This window comes from Pseudomonas frederiksbergensis, assembly GCF_003732665.1.
Taxonomy (GTDB): Bacteria; Pseudomonadota; Gammaproteobacteria; order Pseudomonadales; family Pseudomonadaceae; genus Aquipseudomonas; species Aquipseudomonas frederiksbergensis_G.
Map to the genome: position 1 here is coordinate 265,213 of NZ_MOBP01000004.1, position 16,098 is coordinate 281,310.

The 16,098-nt window shown below is 62.3% G+C and carries 12 protein-coding genes; 11 read left to right on the forward strand and 1 reads right to left on the reverse strand.

Annotation, left to right across the window (positions count from 1 at the left end; translation table 11 throughout):
* The first annotated feature begins 57 nt into the window (after window positions 1–57).
* The 3 genes from BK665_RS07340 to BK665_RS07350 are packed head-to-tail and all read left to right on the forward strand — an operon-like array spanning window position 58 to window position 8,507.
* Window positions 58–2,115, forward strand: coding sequence for a methyl-accepting chemotaxis protein (locus BK665_RS07340; protein ID WP_123404212.1), 2,058 nt, complete (start codon window positions 58–60; stop codon window positions 2,113–2,115).
* A 49-nt stretch (window positions 2,116–2,164) separates the two neighbouring features.
* Complete coding sequence (locus BK665_RS07345) at window positions 2,165–8,059, forward strand: Hpt domain-containing protein (RefSeq protein WP_123404214.1); 5,895 nt, start codon at window positions 2,165–2,167, stop codon at window positions 8,057–8,059.
* A complete protein-coding gene (locus tag BK665_RS07350) occupies window positions 8,052–8,507 on the forward strand; it encodes a chemotaxis protein CheW (protein ID WP_123404216.1) in 456 nt (151 codons plus the stop codon). Before BK665_RS07345 ends, BK665_RS07350 begins: the two co-directional genes overlap by 8 nt.
* Window positions 8,508–8,613: 106 nt before the next feature.
* On the opposite strand, the gene BK665_RS07355 is transcribed toward BK665_RS07350, so the two are convergent.
* On the reverse strand, window positions 8,614–8,985 hold the full coding sequence (locus BK665_RS07355; RefSeq protein ID WP_123404218.1) for a DUF6124 family protein: 372 nt from the start codon (window positions 8,983–8,985) through the stop codon (window positions 8,614–8,616).
* A gap of 665 nt (window positions 8,986–9,650) precedes the next feature.
* Here BK665_RS07355 and mdcA point away from each other — a divergent pair.
* The 8 genes from mdcA (at window position 9,651) to madL (ending at window position 16,098) form a co-directional block, all read left to right on the forward strand.
* Window positions 9,651–11,321: a malonate decarboxylase subunit alpha gene (mdcA, locus tag BK665_RS07360; protein WP_123404220.1), complete on the forward strand. Its 1,671-nt coding sequence runs from the start codon at window positions 9,651–9,653 to the stop codon at window positions 11,319–11,321.
* A complete protein-coding gene (locus BK665_RS07365) occupies window positions 11,322–12,173 on the forward strand; it encodes a triphosphoribosyl-dephospho-CoA synthase (RefSeq protein WP_123404222.1) in 852 nt (283 codons plus the stop codon).
* Window positions 12,173–12,472: a malonate decarboxylase subunit delta gene (locus tag BK665_RS07370; RefSeq protein ID WP_123404225.1), complete on the forward strand. Its 300-nt coding sequence runs from the start codon at window positions 12,173–12,175 to the stop codon at window positions 12,470–12,472. Before BK665_RS07365 ends, BK665_RS07370 begins: the two co-directional genes overlap by 1 nt.
* Window positions 12,465–13,307 carry a biotin-independent malonate decarboxylase subunit beta gene (locus BK665_RS07375; protein WP_123404227.1) on the forward strand — a complete coding sequence of 281 codons (843 nt, stop codon included), beginning with the start codon at window positions 12,465–12,467 and terminating at the stop codon, window positions 13,305–13,307. Before BK665_RS07370 ends, BK665_RS07375 begins: the two co-directional genes overlap by 8 nt.
* Complete coding sequence (gene mdcE, locus BK665_RS07380) at window positions 13,304–14,092, forward strand: biotin-independent malonate decarboxylase subunit gamma (protein ID WP_123404229.1); 789 nt, start codon at window positions 13,304–13,306, stop codon at window positions 14,090–14,092. Before BK665_RS07375 ends, mdcE begins: the two co-directional genes overlap by 4 nt.
* Window positions 14,086–14,706 carry a malonate decarboxylase holo-ACP synthase gene (locus BK665_RS07385; RefSeq protein WP_123404231.1) on the forward strand — a complete coding sequence of 207 codons (621 nt, stop codon included), beginning with the start codon at window positions 14,086–14,088 and terminating at the stop codon, window positions 14,704–14,706. The genes mdcE and BK665_RS07385 overlap by 7 nt, the downstream gene beginning before the upstream one ends.
* Window positions 14,703–15,614, forward strand: coding sequence for a malonate decarboxylase subunit epsilon (gene mdcH, locus BK665_RS07390; RefSeq protein ID WP_123404233.1), 912 nt, complete (start codon window positions 14,703–14,705; stop codon window positions 15,612–15,614). The genes BK665_RS07385 and mdcH overlap by 4 nt, the downstream gene beginning before the upstream one ends.
* Window positions 15,615–15,681: 67 nt before the next feature.
* Window positions 15,682–16,098 (forward strand): malonate transporter subunit MadL, encoded by a 417-nt coding sequence (gene madL / locus BK665_RS07395; RefSeq protein WP_123404235.1) that lies wholly within the window; start codon window positions 15,682–15,684, stop codon window positions 16,096–16,098.

Genomic DNA, 16,098 nt, shown 5'->3' on the forward strand with positions numbered 1-16,098 from the left:
GGGCAAGCCTCGCTCCTACAGGGGATGGGTTGAATTGGGCAGTACAGGCGAGGACCGATGACAAAAGCAAAAACAGGTGCCCCGGAAGGGTCGCGCAGCCGTTCGCAGATCATCGTGCTGTTTATCGCGCTGATCATCTTCATCATGCTGCTGTTCGCCAACTTCGCTTACCTCAACACCCAGGCCACCTACGACAAACAGTACATCGGCCACGCCGGTGAGCTGCGCGTGCTGTCTCAGCGTATCGCCAAGAACGCCACCGAAGCCGCCGCCGGTAAGGCTGCCGCGTTCAAGTTGCTCAGCGATGCGCGCAACGACTTCGCTCAGCGCTGGGGTTACCTGAAGAAGGGCGACCCGAGCACCGGCCTGCCGCCCGCACCGTCCACCGTGCGCCCGGAAATGCGCGCCGTGCAGTTGGACTGGGAACGCCTGCTGAAAAACACCGACGCCATTCTCTCCAGCGAACAAACCGTGCTGTCCCTGCACCAAGTCGCCGCGACCCTGGCCGAAACCGTGCCGCAGTTGCAGGTCGAGTACGAAAAAGTCGTCGAAATCCTGCTCCAGCGCGGCGCCCCTGCGGCTCAGGTCGCGATGGCCCAGCGTCAGTCGCTGTTGGCGGAACGGATTCTCGGCGCGGTGAACACCGTACTCTCCGGCGATGAAAATTCCCAACAAGCCGCCGACGCCTTCGGCCGCGATGCCGCACGTTTCGGCCAGGTGCTCAACGGCATGCTCCAGGGCAACCCGGCGTTGAAAGTCAGCCAAGTCGAAGACAAGGACGCCCGGGCGCGCCTGACCGAAATCTCCGAACTGTTCGAATTCGTCTCTGGCTCAGTGGATGAAATCCTCGAAACCTCGCCGGAGCTGTTCAAGGTCCGCGAATCAGCCACCAGCATCTTCACCCTGTCGCAAACCCTGCTCGATGAAGCCTCGCACCTGGCCACCGGTTTTGAAAACCTCGCTGGCGGGCGCAACACCGACACCATCGGCGGCTACGTGCTGGGCCTGTTGGCGCTGATGTCGATCATCCTTATTGGCCTGGTGATGGTTCGGGAAACCAACCGCCAGCTCCAGGAAACCGCTGAGAAGAACGAGCGCAACCAGAACGCGATCATGCGCCTGCTCGATGAAATCGAAGACCTGGCCGACGGCGACCTGACCGTGACCGCTTCGGTGACCGAAGACTTCACCGGCACCATCGCCGACTCGATCAACTATTCCGTGGACCAACTGCGCGATCTGGTGGCCACCATCAACCTTACCGCCGGCCAGGTCGCCGCCGCCGTGCAGGAAACCCAGGCCACCGCCATGCACCTGGCCCAGGCCTCGGAGCATCAGGCGCAGCAGATCAGCGAAGCCTCCACGGCGATCAACGACATGGCTCAGTCCATCGATCAGGTCTCGGCCAACGCCGCCGAATCCTCAGCCGTGGCCGAACGCTCGGTGGAAATCGCCAACAAGGGCAACGAGGTGGTGCACAACACCATCCACGGCATGGACAACATCCGTGAACAGATCCAGGACACCGCCAAACGCATCAAGCGTCTGGGTGAGTCTTCCCAGGAAATCGGCGACATCGTCAGCCTGATCGACGACATTGCCGACCAGACCAACATCCTCGCCCTTAACGCCGCGATCCAGGCTTCGATGGCCGGTGATGCCGGGCGCGGTTTTGCCGTGGTTGCTGACGAAGTGCAACGGCTGGCCGAGCGTTCATCTGCCGCGACCCGACAAATTGAAACCTTGGTCCGGGCGATCCAGACTGATACCAATGAAGCGGTGATTTCCATGGAGCAGACCACCACCGAAGTGGTGCGTGGCGCGCGTCTGGCGCAGGATGCCGGGGTGGCCCTGGAAGAAATCGAAGGCGTGTCCAAGACCCTCGCGGCGCTGATCCAGAGCATTTCCAACGCCGCGCAGCAACAGACGTCGTCCGCCGGGCAGATTTCCCTGACGATGAACGTGATCCAGCAGATCACCACGCAGACGTCGTCCGGCTCCACGGCGACCGCCGAAAGCATCGGCAACCTGGCGAAAATGGCCAGCCAGTTGCGGCGCTCGGTGTCGGGTTTCACCCTGCCGACCGAGCCCAAACAGGCCACGGACAACGCTTGAACCGCCTGCGGGCGTGAGCATTGCAGTAAGAATTGAGAGCGGAGTGGTTATGGGTGATCGGCACGACTATGTGGCCCTCGAGTGGGTCAAAGGCGAGATTGCCGAAACGCTGAAGCAGGCTCATCAAGCGTTGGAGCAACTGCTCGATGACCCCCAGGCGACCTACGCGCTGGGCGAGTGCCTGGCGTGTATCCATCAGGTCCACGGCAGTTTGCAGATGGTCGAGTTCTATGGCGCGGCCCTGCTCGCCGAAGAAATGGAGCAACTGACTGCGGCCCTGCAACAAAATCGCGTCAGTCATCGCGATGAAGCCATTCATCTGTTAAGACAGGCCCTGGGGCAACTGCCGATCTACCTCGACCGGGTGCAAGGGGCACGCCGCGACTTGCCGCTGGTGGTATTGCCGCTGATCAACGATCTGCGCAGCGCCCGGGGCGAAAGCCTGCTGTCGGAAACTAGCTTGTTCAGCCCGCAACTGCCGGACTTACCGCCGCTGGATCAAGACGATCTCGCGCTGCTGGAACCACCCGAATTACCCAATGTGCTGCGCAAATTGCGGCAAATGTTACAAATGGCGCTGGTCGGTTTGCTGCGCGAGCAGGATGGCGAAACCAATCTGGATTACCTGACCAAGGTTTTCGCCAAGCTTGAAACCTTGTGTGGTGACGCGCCGCTGAGCCCGTTGTGGCAGGTCGCGTCGGCGCTGGTCGAAGGCCTGCGCAACGGCGCGATTGCCAACAGCCCGGCCCTGCGCAGCCTGTTCAAGGACGCCGACAAGGAACTCAAACGCTTGCTGGAACAGGGCATGGCCGGGGTCAATCAGGCGCCGCCGCCGGAGCTGTTCAAAAGCTTGTTGTTCTACATTGCCAAAGCCGAACATCCCACCGGGCAGATGCTGACCATGAAAGATCGCTACGGACTGGACGATGCGTTGCCTGACAGCGCGATGGTCGACGAAGAACGCGCACGCCTCGCCGGCCCCGACCGCGATGCCATGCGCTCGGTGCTCGCCGCGCTGTGCGAAGAACTGGTGCGGGTCAAGGAGCGCCTGGACCTGTTCGTGCGCAGCGACCGCCAGCACACCTCCGACCTCGAAAGCCTGCTGGCGCCCCTGCGGCAAATCGCTGACACCCTGGCGGTGCTCGGTTTCGGCCAGCCGCGCAAGGTGATCATCGATCAACTGGCGGTGGTGCTGAGCCTTGCGCAAGGCCAACGGGAACCCAACGACGCGATCCTGATGGACGTGGCCGGGGCCTTGCTCTACGTCGAAGCGACCCTGGCCGGGATGGTCGGCACCGTGGAGCCGGAGAGCCAGGAAGAAAGTCGCCTGCCCACCACCGACCTGACCCAGATTCATCAGATCGTGATTCGCGAAGCGCGGATCTGCCTGCAACAAGCCAAGGACATGATCGTCGACTACATCGACGCCGATTGGGACCGCCAGCAACTGCAACCCTTGCCGGCGCTGCTGACCCAGGTGCGCGGCGCCTTGGCGATGATTCCGCTGAACCGTGCCGCGAGCCTGATCGAAGCCTGCAACGGCTTTATCCGCGAACACCTGCTGGTGGACACCGATCATCCTGGCTGGCAACAACTCGACAGCCTGGCCGACGTCATCACCAGCATCGAGTACTACCTCGAACGCCTGAACGACGATCCGCAAGAACTGGGCGAACACCTGCTCGATGTCGCGGAAAACAGCCTCGCCGCCCTCGGGTTTTTCCCCGCCGAAAAACTCGTCCCGGTACTTGAAGACGTACTGAGCCCCAACGAAGCCCAGGTCATGCAAGACCTGCAGGAACTCGACGATCCTGAAACCGTGCAATCCCTGGCCGCGGTGTTGGCCAGCCCGGTATCCGCCGTCAACCCGCCGGCCCTCAACACTCCGGGCAGCCTGTTGCCGCCGCCCGTGGGCGAAGAGCCGGTGGACGATGAGCTGCGGGAAGTTTTCCTCGAAGAAACCGATGAAGTCCTGGAAGTGCTGCGCGAATACCTGCCGCGCTGGTCGGCCAACGTGGGCGACAGCGCTGCGCTGAGCGAATTGCGCCGCGCCTTCCACACCTTGAAAGGCAGTGGCCGAATGGTCCGCGCACTGGTGCTCGGCGAACTGGCCTGGACCGTGGAGAACCTGCTTAACCGCGTGCTGGAACACAGCGTCGAGCCTGGGCCTGCGGTGCAACAACTGCTGACCGACGCTTTGAATCTGCTGCCAGAACTCATCAACGAATTCGCCGCCAACGCCCAGCGTCAGCGCGACGACGTGGACCGCTTGGCCGCCCGGGCTCATGCCTTGGCCAAGGGCGATGCAACGCTGTCCGACGAAGACACCCAAGACGTCGCCGCCCTCGACCCGTTGTTGCTGGAGATCTTCCGCAACGAAGCCGAAACCCACCTCGCCAGTCTCAATCGCTACCTCGATCAAGCCGCCGAGCACGTGCCGCTGCAAGCCAGCGACGAGTTGCAGCGGGCCTTGCACACCCTCAAGGGCAGCGCCTCGATGGCCGGTGTGGTGCCGATTGCCGAACTCGCCGCGCCGCTGGATCAACTGGCCCGTGAGTACAAGGCGCACCTGATCGCCCTCGACCTGGATGAAGTCGAGTTGCTGCTGGAAGCCGAAGGCTTGTTCCGCCTCGGTTTGCGTCAGCTCAAGACCGATCCGCTGGCCGAGATTCCCGGCGCCCGTTCGCTGATCAAGCGCACCCATGAATTGCTGGACGAACGCCTGGAAGCGATCCTCAGCGCGCCGAACCGGGGCCTGCGGATCAAGCGCGACCCGCAACTGATCAACAACTTTCTGGCCCAGGGCATGGACATCCTGCTCGACGCCGAAAGCCTGCTGCGCCGCTGGCAGCAACACCCCGGCGAGCGTCAGGAACTCAGCGCGCTGCTGGACGAATTGACCACCCTCGGCGAGGGCGCGCACCTGGCGGATCTGCACCCGGTGGATGAACTCTGCGAGGCGTTACTCGACCTGTACGGCGCGGTGGAAGAAAGCAGCCTGGCGGTCAGCGACGAGTTTTTCCATGAAGCGCAAAGTGCCCATGAAGCGCTGATCAACATGCTCGACGAACTGGCCGCCGGCCAGGAAGTCAGCCCGCAACCGGAGCGGGTCCGGGCCTTGCGCGGGTTGCTCGATACCAGCCTCGATCCGTCGGCCATGGGCCTGATCCGCAGCGACGGCAGCCGGGCGTTGAGTATTCGCGAACTGGGCACTGCCACCGCTGAGCTGTCACAAACTGCGACGCAAATTGAACACGACGACGAGATCGTTTCGATCTTCCTCGAAGAAGCGGTGGATATCCTCGAAAGCGCCGGCCAGGCCTTGCAGCGCTGGCTGAACGACCCGGACAACGCTGCGCCGCTGTCGTCGTTGCAGCGGGATTTGCACACCCTTAAGGGCGGTGCGCGGATGGCCGAGGTTGAAGCTGTCGGCGACCTGGCCCATGAACTGGAAACGCTTTACGAAGGCCTGGTGGACCGACGTTTCAGCTACAGCGAAGCGCTGGCGCGGTTGCTGCAAACCAGTCACGACCGTTTGGCGGTGTTGCTGGAACAGTTGCAGCAGCAAAAAGCCTTGGGTGATCCGAGCGAGCTGATCGAAGCCATTCGCGAATTCCGCCAGGGCAATGCCGGCACGCCGGAACCGCTCGAACCGGCCCACGAACATGATTCGCCGGGGCATGATCCGGAACTGCTGGAAATCTTCCTCGAAGAAGGTTTCGACATCATCGAAAACTCCGGCGCGGCGCTGGTGCGCTGGCAGGCCGAGCCGTCGAACCGCCAGGAAGTGGAAACCCTGCTGCGGGATTTGCACACGCTGAAGGGCGGTGCGCGGATGGTGGAAATCGCCCCGATTGGCGACCTCGCCCATGAGCTGGAATTTCTCTACGAAGGTCTGTCGGCGGGTGTGCTGCAACCGACGGCGCCGCTGTTCACGCTATTGCAAAGCAGCCACGACCGCTTGGCGCAGATGCTCGACGCCACCCGCGCCGGACAACCTTGCCCACCAGCGGATCGGTTGATCGATGCGATCAAGAACTTCAGTCATCCAGTGGTGCCCGAAGCCCCGGTCGTTGCGCCCGTTACGGTTAAGGTTGAAACACCGGCGCCGGATGCCGGCGCCGATATGGTCAAGGTTTCGGCAGAACTGCTGGACGATCTGGTCAACCTGGCCGGGGAAACCTCGATTTTCCGTGGCCGTATCGAGCAGCAGGTCAACGATGCCCGCGTGGCCCTGAGCGAGATGGAAACCACCATCGAGCGCATGCGCGATCAGTTGCGCCGCCTCGATACCGAAACCCAAGGGCGGATCCTCAGCCGTCAGCAAGTCGAAGCCGAACGCCTGGGCTACGAAGAATTCGATCCGCTGGAAATGGACCGCCACTCGCAATTGCAGCAACTGTCCCGGGCGCTGTTCGAATCCGCCTCCGACTTGCTCGACCTCAAGGAAACCCTCGACCGCACCAATCAGGACGCGGAAAACCTGCTGCAACAGCAGGGCCGCATCAACACCGAATTGCAGGAAGGCCTGATGCGCACGCGCATGGTGCCGTTCGAACGGATGCTGCCGCGCCTGAAACGCATCGTGCGTCAGGTGTCCGGCGAGTTGGGCAAGGACGTGGAATTCGTCGTCGGCAACGCCGAAGGCGAAATGGATCGCAACGTGCTGGAACGCATGGCCGCGCCGCTGGAGCACATGCTGCGCAATGCTGTGGATCATGGTTTGGAATCCGCTGAAGTGCGGATTGCGGCGGGGAAACCGGCACAGGGCAAGATCACGCTGGACCTGTCGCGAGAGGGCGGCGACATCATTTTCGACATCCGCGACGACGGCGCCGGCGTGCCGCTGGACGCGGTGCGGCGCAAGGCGATCAAGCGCGGCATGCTCGCGCCGGACAGCGACATCAGCGACCGCGACGTCCTGCAATTCATCCTGCAACCGGGGTTCTCCACCGCCGAGAAAATCACCCAGATTTCCGGGCGTGGCGTGGGCATGGACGTGGTGCACGAAGAGGTGCGGCAACTCGGCGGCAGCATGAGCATCGACTCGACGGCGGGGCAGGGCGTGCATTTCCGCATTCGCCTGCCGTTCACCGTGTCGGTCAACCGGGCGCTGATGGTGCAGTGCTTCGACGACCAATACGCGATCCCGCTGAACACCATCGACGGCATCGTCCGTGTGCTGCCCAACGAACTCGAAGGGCATTACCGCCTCGATCCGCCGACCTACAAATACGCCGGGCAACACTATGAACTGTGCTACCTCGGCGAACTGCTGAAAACCAGCACCCGCCCGAAACTGCTGGGCCAGAGCCTGCCGTTGCCGGTGCTGCTGGTGCAATGCAACGAACGACACATCGCCGTGCAAGTGGATTCCATGGCCGGCACCCGCGAGATCGTGGTCAAGAGCCTCGGCCCGCAATTTGCGGCGGTGCAGGGGCTGTCCGGGGCGACGATTCTGGGGGATGGCCGGGTGGTGCTGATTCTCGATTTGCTGGCACCGATCCGTGCCATGCAGACCCGCGTGCCGCAGCGGCCGGTGACCCAGGATGTCGAGGCCGAGCCGCACAAGCCGTTGCTGGTGCTGGTGGTGGACGACTCGGTGACCGTGCGCAAGGTCACCAGCCGTTTGCTCGAACGCCACGGCATGAACGTGCTCACCGCCAAGGACGGCGTCGACGCCATGTTGCTGCTCGAAGATCATCTGCCGGACCTGATGCTGCTGGACATCGAAATGCCGCGCATGGACGGTTTCGAAGTCGCCACCCAGGTCCGCGCCGACGAACGCCTGCAACACCTGCCGATCATCATGATCACCTCCCGCACCGGCCAAAAACACCGCGACCGCGCCATGGCCATTGGCGTCAACGACTACCTCGGCAAGCCGTACCAGGAATCGGTGCTGCTCGAAAGCATCGCCCTGTGGAGCAAAACCCATGCTTGAGCATCGCACCAGCAACCTCACCGGGCTCTTGCTGCCCTTGGCGGATCGCAATTTGATCCTGCCCAACGTTGCCGTCGCTGAACTGATTGACTACCAACCGGCGGCGTTCGATCTGGATACGCCTCCGTGGTATCTGGGGCTGGTGACCTGGCGGGACCGGCAGATTCCGTTGCTCAGTTTTGAGTCTGCATGTGGCCAGAAAGTGGTGATTGGCGAGCGCGTGCGGATCGTCATCCTCAATGCCCTGGGCGGGCGGCCGGAGTTGAAGTTTATTGCGCTGCTGGTGCAGGGGATTCCGCGCTCGTACAAGCTCGATAGCCAGTTGAGCTATGTGGATGTGCCGTTGTGTCCGCTGGAACAAGCGGCGGTGCAGGTCGGGGAGCAGGTGGCGAAAGTGCCGGATTTGTTGGCGCTGGAGGAGTTGTTGGTGAGTGCTGGGCTCGTCTGACGGGCCCCTTCGCGGGCAAGCCTCGCTCCTACAAGGGGCAACGTAAATCCTGTAGGAGCGAGGCTTGCCCGCGAAGGCGGCCTTCAATTCACCACAAAATCAACGGCTAAACCTTGCCCGCGGCCAACGCCTCATGGTGATCCAACACCCGCTCCACCAACAACTGCACACCGTCCGTCAAACGGCTGATGCCCAAGGCCAGCGAACGGCGTGTGCCATCCACATCGTCCGCCAAGCCAGCCGCTATCGCGCTGATGGACAGCAAATCTTCTGAAGCATTGGCCAGCAGGGCCTCGGGGTCATCGAGATTCGAGGCGACGGCGAAGAGTTGGTATTTGCGGCGTTTGGATCGTTTTTCTTCAGCCGGGGGGAAGTAGTGAGCGAAGGCGCGGTCGGCGGCTTCTTTCATTTTTATTGCGTCGAGCGCTTCTGGGGAATCGGTGCCGGATCCCGGGGGGTTGGGGGTAGCTTTGAACATAGTGAAGATCCATTTAATGAGTTTTTAGCTGCTCCATTAGGCTTCCAGGCGAAAGGGTGGCAGCTGTACGCGGGCTGGAAACCCGGGGTAAACGGACAAAACCCGGCAGACCCGAAGGTCTCCCGCGCACAGCCGCCATAACGGAGCGCACTCATTAAAGGTGCGCAAGCATACGTTAAGAACAGCGCTTTTGTGTCGTTTACACCTCGGGTTTCCAAGCCCGGCCACTGAGTTTGCAGCGACACCTAAACGATAAAGATCAAAGCAAAACCCCACCAGTCAGCGGGTTCCCCCATTGCTGTAGGCAGTGACGTCAGACCGCGTAGCCGCCAACCCTTCCTGTGCCGCAACTTTTAAACACAAATCCCCATTTAGCCAGCCAAGGTTGGAGAGTCCCAAAAAGGGACTGATCGGTCCTTTTTCCGGACTGATCGAAAACTGCGGTGATTGGTCTGGCCTCTTCGCGGGCAAGCCTCGCTCCTACAGGTTTGTGTCGTTCGCAGGGGTTGTGTACGACGCGACCTTGTAGGAGCGAGGCTTGCCCGCGAAGGCGTCAGCCCGGCCAACCATTACCCTGACCGTAACGATCCGTCGCTCTGCTTGATTGATGCCCACTCCCCAACCCTCCTAAGGTGACCCCACGACAGCGAACCCGTGGAGTGGTCATGACTACAACAATATCCCCCGACGCGCGATGGACGCGGCGGCGCAGCGAGAAGCAGCGACGTCTTGAGTTGGTCAAAGGCTTTGCCGACGGCGTGGTGTTGCCTACCGACAAGATCGTCGCGGCGCTGGAGGCGTTGATTCTGCCCGGCGACCGTGTGGTGCTGGAGGGCAATAACCAGAAGCAAGCGGATTTCCTCTCGCGCTCCCTGGCCAAGGCTGACCCCGCGAAGTTGCATGACCTGCACATGATCATGCCCAGCGTCGGCCGTTCCGAGCATCTGGACCTGTTCGAACGGGGCATCGCCCGCAAGCTCGATTTCTCCTTCGCCGGCACCCAGAGCCTGCGCATCAGCCAGTTGCTGGAAGATGGCCTTCTGGAAATCGGCGCGATTCACACCTACATCGAACTCTACGCACGACTGGTGGTGGACCTGATCCCCAACGTCGTGCTCTCCGCCGGTTTCATGGCTGACCGCGCTGGCAACATCTACACCGGCCCCAGCACCGAAGACACCCCGGCACTGATTGAACCGGCGGCGTTCAGCGATGGCATTGTCATCGTCCAGGTCAACCAATTGGTCGATGACGTGACAGACCTGCCCCGCGTCGATATCCCCGCATCCTGGGTCGATTTCGTCGTGGTGGCGGACAAGCCGTTCTACATCGAACCGCTGTTCACCCGCGACCCACGCCACATCAAGCCTGTGCATGTGTTGATGGCGATGATGGCGATCCGTGGGATCTACGAAAAACACAACGTCCAATCCCTGAACCACGGCATCGGTTTCAACACCGCCGCCATCGAATTGATCCTGCCGACCTACGGCGAATCCCTCGGCCTCAAAGGCAAGATCTGCCGCAACTGGACCCTCAACCCGCACCCGACCCTGATCCCGGCGATTGAAAGCGGCTGGGTCGAAAGCGTGCATTGCTTCGGCACCGAACTGGGGATGGAAAACTACATCGCCGCCCGGCCTGACGTGTTCTTCACTGGGCGCGACGGCTCGCTGCGCTCCAACCGCATGTTCTGCCAATTGGCCGGGCAGTACGCGGTGGACCTGTTTATCGGTGCGACCCTGCAAGTCGATGGCGACGGCCATTCCTCCACCGTAACCCGTGGCCGTTTGGCCGGTTTCGGCGGCGCGCCGAACATGGGCCACGACCCGCGCGGTCGCCGTCACGGCACCCCGGCGTGGCTCGATATGCGCCACGACGATGCGCCGGAAGCCTTGCTCGAACGCGGCAAAAAACTCGTGGTGCAGATGGTCGAGACGTTCCAGGAGGGCGGCAAACCGACCTTCGTCGAAACCCTCGACGCGGTGGAAGTGGCGCGCAAAAGCGGCATGCCGCTGGCGCCGATCATGATCTACGGCGACGACGTCACCCACCTGCTGACCGAAGAAGGCATCGCCTATCTGTACAAGGCGCGCTCGCTGGAAGAACGCCAGGCGATGATCGCGGCGGTCGCGGGCGTCACGGTGATCGGAATGCGTCACAACCCGAAAGACACCGCACGCATGCGCCGCGAAGGCCTGATCGCCTTGCCCGAAGACCTCGGCATCCGCCGCACCGACGCCACCCGCGAATTACTCGCGGCGAAAAGCGTGGCCGATCTGGTGGAGTGGTCCGGTGGCCTCTACAACCCGCCCGCCAAGTTCAGGAGCTGGTAAATGCACGCACTTAACCTGCAACCCAAAACACTGACCCTGGCCGAGCGGCTGGCGGATTTGGCGGTGGACGCGCTGATCGACGAAGCGGACCTTTCGCCGAAACCGGCATTGGTGGATCGTCGCGGCAATGGTGCGCACACCGATTTGCACCTGGGCTTGATGCACGCTTCGGCGTTGTCGTTGTGGCCGGCGTTCAAGGAAATGGCGGACGCGGCCATCGAGTTCGGCGACGTCGGTTTGCCGCTGCGCGAAGCCCTCGGGCGCATTGGTCGGGAAGGGGAGCGAGCGATGCTCGCCACCACCAATGGCGTGAATACCCATCGTGGGGCGATTTGGGCCTTGGGCCTGTTGGTCGCTGCCGCCGCCCTTGAAAACACCAACGCCAGCGCCGTCACGCTGTGCGCCGCACGTTTGGCCTTGCTCGACGACCGTTACGCACCTCGCCCGCTCAGCCACGGCGCCCAAGTCGCGCAACGCTACGGCGCACGCGGTGCTCGCGAAGAAGCGCAACTCGGCTTCCCTTCCGTCCTGCAACGCGCACTGCCACAACTCAAACACAGCCGCGCTCTGGGCCACGGCGAACAAAACGCACGCCTCGACGCCTTGCTCGCGATCATGACCCGACTGGCCGACACCTGCGTGCTCTACCGCGCTGGCGAAACCGGCCTGCAAACCATGCAACTCGGTGCCCAAGCGGTGCTCGACGCGGGCGGCAGTGCCAGCCTCGGCGGTCGCCGTCGATTGCATGAATTGGATGAACAATTAATCGCGTTGAACGCTTCGCCGGGCGGCGCTGCTGATTTGCTCGCCGCGTGCCTGTTCATCGACCGCCTCGAATCCGGAGCTTTCTGATGGAAACCTTATCCTTTGAATTCCCCGCCGGGCAGCCGCCCCGGGGCCGGACGCTGGTGGGCTGCGTTGGCTCGGGCGATCTGGAAGTGCTGATCGAACCGGGTGTGGCCGGCAAGTTGACGATTCAGGTGCAGACCTCGGTGAATGGCGCTGAACAGCGCTGGCAGCATCTGTTTGCGCGGATGTTCGACGGCCAGACACCGCCCGCCATGGCCATCGATATCCACGACTTCGGCGCGACGCCGGGCGTGGTGCGCTTGCGTCTGGAACAAGGCTTTGAGGAGATCGGCCATGACTGATCTCCTTAACAAACACAGCTTCGTCGAACTCGGCGCGCGGCAGCGGGCGAAAGCCTTGCTCGACGCCGGCACCTTCCGCGAATTGCTCGACCCGTTTCAACGAATCATGTCGCCGTGGCTGTCGCGCCAGGGCGTGGTGCCGCAAGCCGATGACGGCGTGGTGATCGCCAAGGGCAGCATCGGTGGTTTGCCGGTGGTGATTGCGGCGATTGAAGGTTCGTTTCAGGGCGGCAGCCTCGGCGAAGTCGGCGGCGCGAAGATGGCCGGTGCGCTGGAATTGGCGGCGGAAGACAACCGCAAAGGCATTCCGACCCGCGCCGTGCTGCTGCTGGAAACCGGTGGCGTGCGCTTGCAGGAAGCCAACCTCGGGCTGGCGGCGATTGCGGATATTCACGCGGCGATTGTCGATTTGCGTCAGTACCAGCCAGTGGTTGGCGTTGTGGCCGGCAGTGTCGGTTGCTTTGGCGGGATGTCGATTGCCGCCGGGTTGTGCAGTTATTTGCTGGTGACCCAGGAAGCACGGCTTGGCCTCAACGGTCCGCAGGTGATTGAGCAGGAAGCGGGGCTTGAGGAATACGACTCGCGGGATCGTCCTTTCATCTGGAGCCTGACCGGCGGCGAGCAGCGGTTTGCCAGTGGTTTGGTGGACCGTTATGCCGCCGATGACGTGGCGCAGATTCAGCAGCAGGTCAGTGAATTGCTGAAGCAAGGTTTGCCGGAGCAGCAACGCAGCCAGCAGGCCGGGTTGTATCTGGAGCGCTTGGCGCGATTGGACGCTGAACCGCAAATCGAACCGTCAGTGGTTCGCGATCTGTATCAAGGAGAGCGCTCATGAGAGGTTTGAACTGGTTCAACGCCTTGAGTACCGGTGCGAAACCGGTCGAAGGTTTGCCTGCTTCGCTGAAGGTTGCTGATGGTGTGTTGGGCGATCAACCGGTGCGGTTTATCGCGGTGGTCACCGATCCCGAAAACCGCTTCGCCCGTGCCCGCAATGGCGAAGTCGGTTTGCTGGAAGGCTGGGGGCTGGCCAAGGCTGTGGATGAAGTCATTGTTGCGGATAAAGACAAACCGCAAAAACGCGCCTTGATCGCCATCGTCGATGTGCCGAGCCAAGCCTACGGCCGCCGCGAAGAAGCCCTCGGTATTCACCAGGCGTTGGCGGGGGCGGCGGACAGTTATGCTCGCGCTCGACTGGCCGGACACGCGGTGATCGGTCTGTTGGTGGGCAAGGCCATGTCCGGGGCATTTCTCGCTCACGGCTATCAAGCCAATCGCCTGATTGCCCTGCGTGATCCGGGCGTGATGGTGCATGCCATGGGCAAGGCTTCAGCCGCGCGAGTGACCTTGCGCAGCGTCGAAGAGTTGGAAGCCTTGGCCGCCAGCGTGCCGCCGATGGCATATGACATTGAAAGCTACGCCAGCCTCGGTTTGCTCTGGGAAACCTTGTCGGTGGATCAGATTGAGCAACCGACGGCGCAGGACCTGACTCGCGTGACGGAATGCCTGAACCTCGCAATCAGCGATGTCGCCGCGACGGGCCGCGACCTGAGCAGCCGCTTGGGCGCCAGCAACCGCGCCGCGTCGAGCAAGGTTCGCGAACTGTTGAGAGCGCAGTGGTGAACACGTTTCTGGCCCACGACTTGCTCTGGGGCATGACCCCGGAGCAGTTGCCTGCCGACGCGCCGTTGTGGGCGATTGAGTCCATTGGCGCTGGCCAACCGGTGGTGGTTCGGCGTGCGTTGAGCGCGGCGGGTCAGATTGCCGTGGGCGTGCGCGGGCCGTTGCGTGAGCAGCGGTTTGCGACGGTGATGGCCGTCGAGGCGATTGAGCGTCGGGTCAAACCGGAAGATCTTTGTCATGTTTCGATTGATCGGGATCTACCCGCATTGCGCGCGCTGACTCAGCTCAGGGCGATGCTCGATGCCTGCGGTTTCGTCTGGGGCATCAGTGGCAGCGCCGGGTTTGAATTGGCCAGCGGAATCGAGGCCTTGCATGAACGCAGCGACCTCGACCTGATCCTGCGCACACCGCAACCCTTGAGCCGTGCCCAGGCCCAAGAGTTGGTGAAGATTTTCGACACCGCCGCCTGCCAGGTGGACATGCAATTGCAGACGCCTTCCGGTGCCGTGGCCCTGCGCGAATGGGCCGGGCCTGCGCGGCGAGTCCTGCTGAAAAACGCCACCCAGGCTTGTCTGGTCATTGATCCATGGAACCCACAGGAGCAAGCGGCGTGAGCAGTTTGCTGGTGTTCCCCGGTCAAGGCGCGCAGCAGCCGGGCATGCTCCATCGTTTGCCTCGGGAAACGGTTGATGAGGCGAGTGACGTCCTGGGTGAAGACGCGTTGCTGCTGGATTCTGCCGAAGCCTTGAAGTCGACGAGGGCGGTGCAGCTTTGCCTGCTGATCGCTGGCGTCGCGGCTTCACGGCAATTGCAGGAGCCGGCGAATTACGTGGCGGGATTGTCCATCGGTGCTTATCCGGCTGCGGTGGTCGCCGGCGCCCTGAGCTTCAGCGATGCCCTGCATCTGGTCAGCCTGCGCGGTGAGTTGATGCAACAGGCTTATCCACAGGGCTATGGCATGACCGCGATCATCGGTCTGGATTTATCCACCGTCGAACAGTTGCTCGCGCAGGTTCACAGCAACGAAACACCGGTGTACCTGGCCAATATCAACGCCGGTAACCAGGTGGTGATTGCCGGCAGCGACGAAGCGATGAAAGCCGTGGCGCAGTTGGCGAAAGGTCACGGCGCAGGTTTGGCTAAACGCTTGGCAGTCAGTGTTCCGTCGCACTGTCCTTTGCTGGAAGCACCTGCAAAAACCCTGGCAGAAGCCTTCGCCAAAGTGACCCTGAAAACCCCAACGATGGGCTACCTGAGCGGCAGTCGCGCCCGGCCCATCGTCAACATCGAAGCCCTGCGCGACGACCTCGCTTTCAATATGTGCCGCGTCGTCGATTGGCGCGGCACGGTGCAAAGCGCCTACGAGCGTGGCGTGCGTCTACACATCGAACTACCGCCCGGTGCGGTGTTAACCGGGCTGGCGCGCCGGGTGTTCGAGCAAGGCACCGTGATTGCCTTCGACGGTGCTCGCCTGGACACCTTGCAAGCGCTGTTGCGTGAGGAGGGAAGCCGCCAACCCTAGAACACCGACTCAGGCTTGCGAAGCACAAAAACAACAACTTCGACGATGCACTTTGAGGACTACAACAATGATTATTTACGGTGTGGCGCTGCTGGCGATCTGTACGCTGGCAGGGGTGATTCTGGGGGATGCCCTGGGCGTGTTGCTGGGCGTGAAGTCCAACGTCGGCGGGGTCGGGATCGCGATGATTCTGTTGATCTGCGCACGGCTGTACATGCAAAAGCGCGGCGGCATGACCAAGGATTGCGAGATGGGCGTCGGCTTCTGGGGCGCGATGTACATTCCAGTCGTCGTGGCGATGGCCGCGCAACAGAACGTCGTGACTGCCTTGCACGGCGGCCCGGTGGCGGTATTGGCGGCCATCGGTTCGGTGGTGATTTGCGGCTGCACCATTGCCCTGATCAGCCGGACCCACAAAGGCGAGCCCCTGCCCGATGAACCGGCGGAAGTCACGCCGGTCGGCACCCCAGTAGGAGGTCGCTGA

Coding starts and splice junctions, on each gene's coding strand:
- BK665_RS07340 (WP_123404212.1), top strand. CDS start 58: ATGACAAAAGCAAAAACAGGTGCCCCGGAAGGGTCGCGCAGCCGTTCG.
- BK665_RS07345 (WP_123404214.1), top strand. CDS start 2,165: ATGGGTGATCGGCACGACTATGTGGCCCTCGAGTGGGTCAAAGGCGAG.
- BK665_RS07350 (WP_123404216.1), top strand. CDS start 8,052: ATGCTTGAGCATCGCACCAGCAACCTCACCGGGCTCTTGCTGCCCTTG.
- BK665_RS07355 (WP_123404218.1), bottom strand. CDS start 8,985: ATGTTCAAAGCTACCCCCAACCCCCCGGGATCCGGCACCGATTCCCCA.
- mdcA (WP_123404220.1), top strand. CDS start 9,651: ATGACTACAACAATATCCCCCGACGCGCGATGGACGCGGCGGCGCAGC.
- BK665_RS07365 (WP_123404222.1), top strand. CDS start 11,322: ATGCACGCACTTAACCTGCAACCCAAAACACTGACCCTGGCCGAGCGG.
- BK665_RS07370 (WP_123404225.1), top strand. CDS start 12,173: ATGGAAACCTTATCCTTTGAATTCCCCGCCGGGCAGCCGCCCCGGGGC.
- BK665_RS07375 (WP_123404227.1), top strand. CDS start 12,465: ATGACTGATCTCCTTAACAAACACAGCTTCGTCGAACTCGGCGCGCGG.
- mdcE (WP_123404229.1), top strand. CDS start 13,304: ATGAGAGGTTTGAACTGGTTCAACGCCTTGAGTACCGGTGCGAAACCG.
- madL (WP_123404235.1), top strand. CDS start 15,682: ATGATTATTTACGGTGTGGCGCTGCTGGCGATCTGTACGCTGGCAGGG.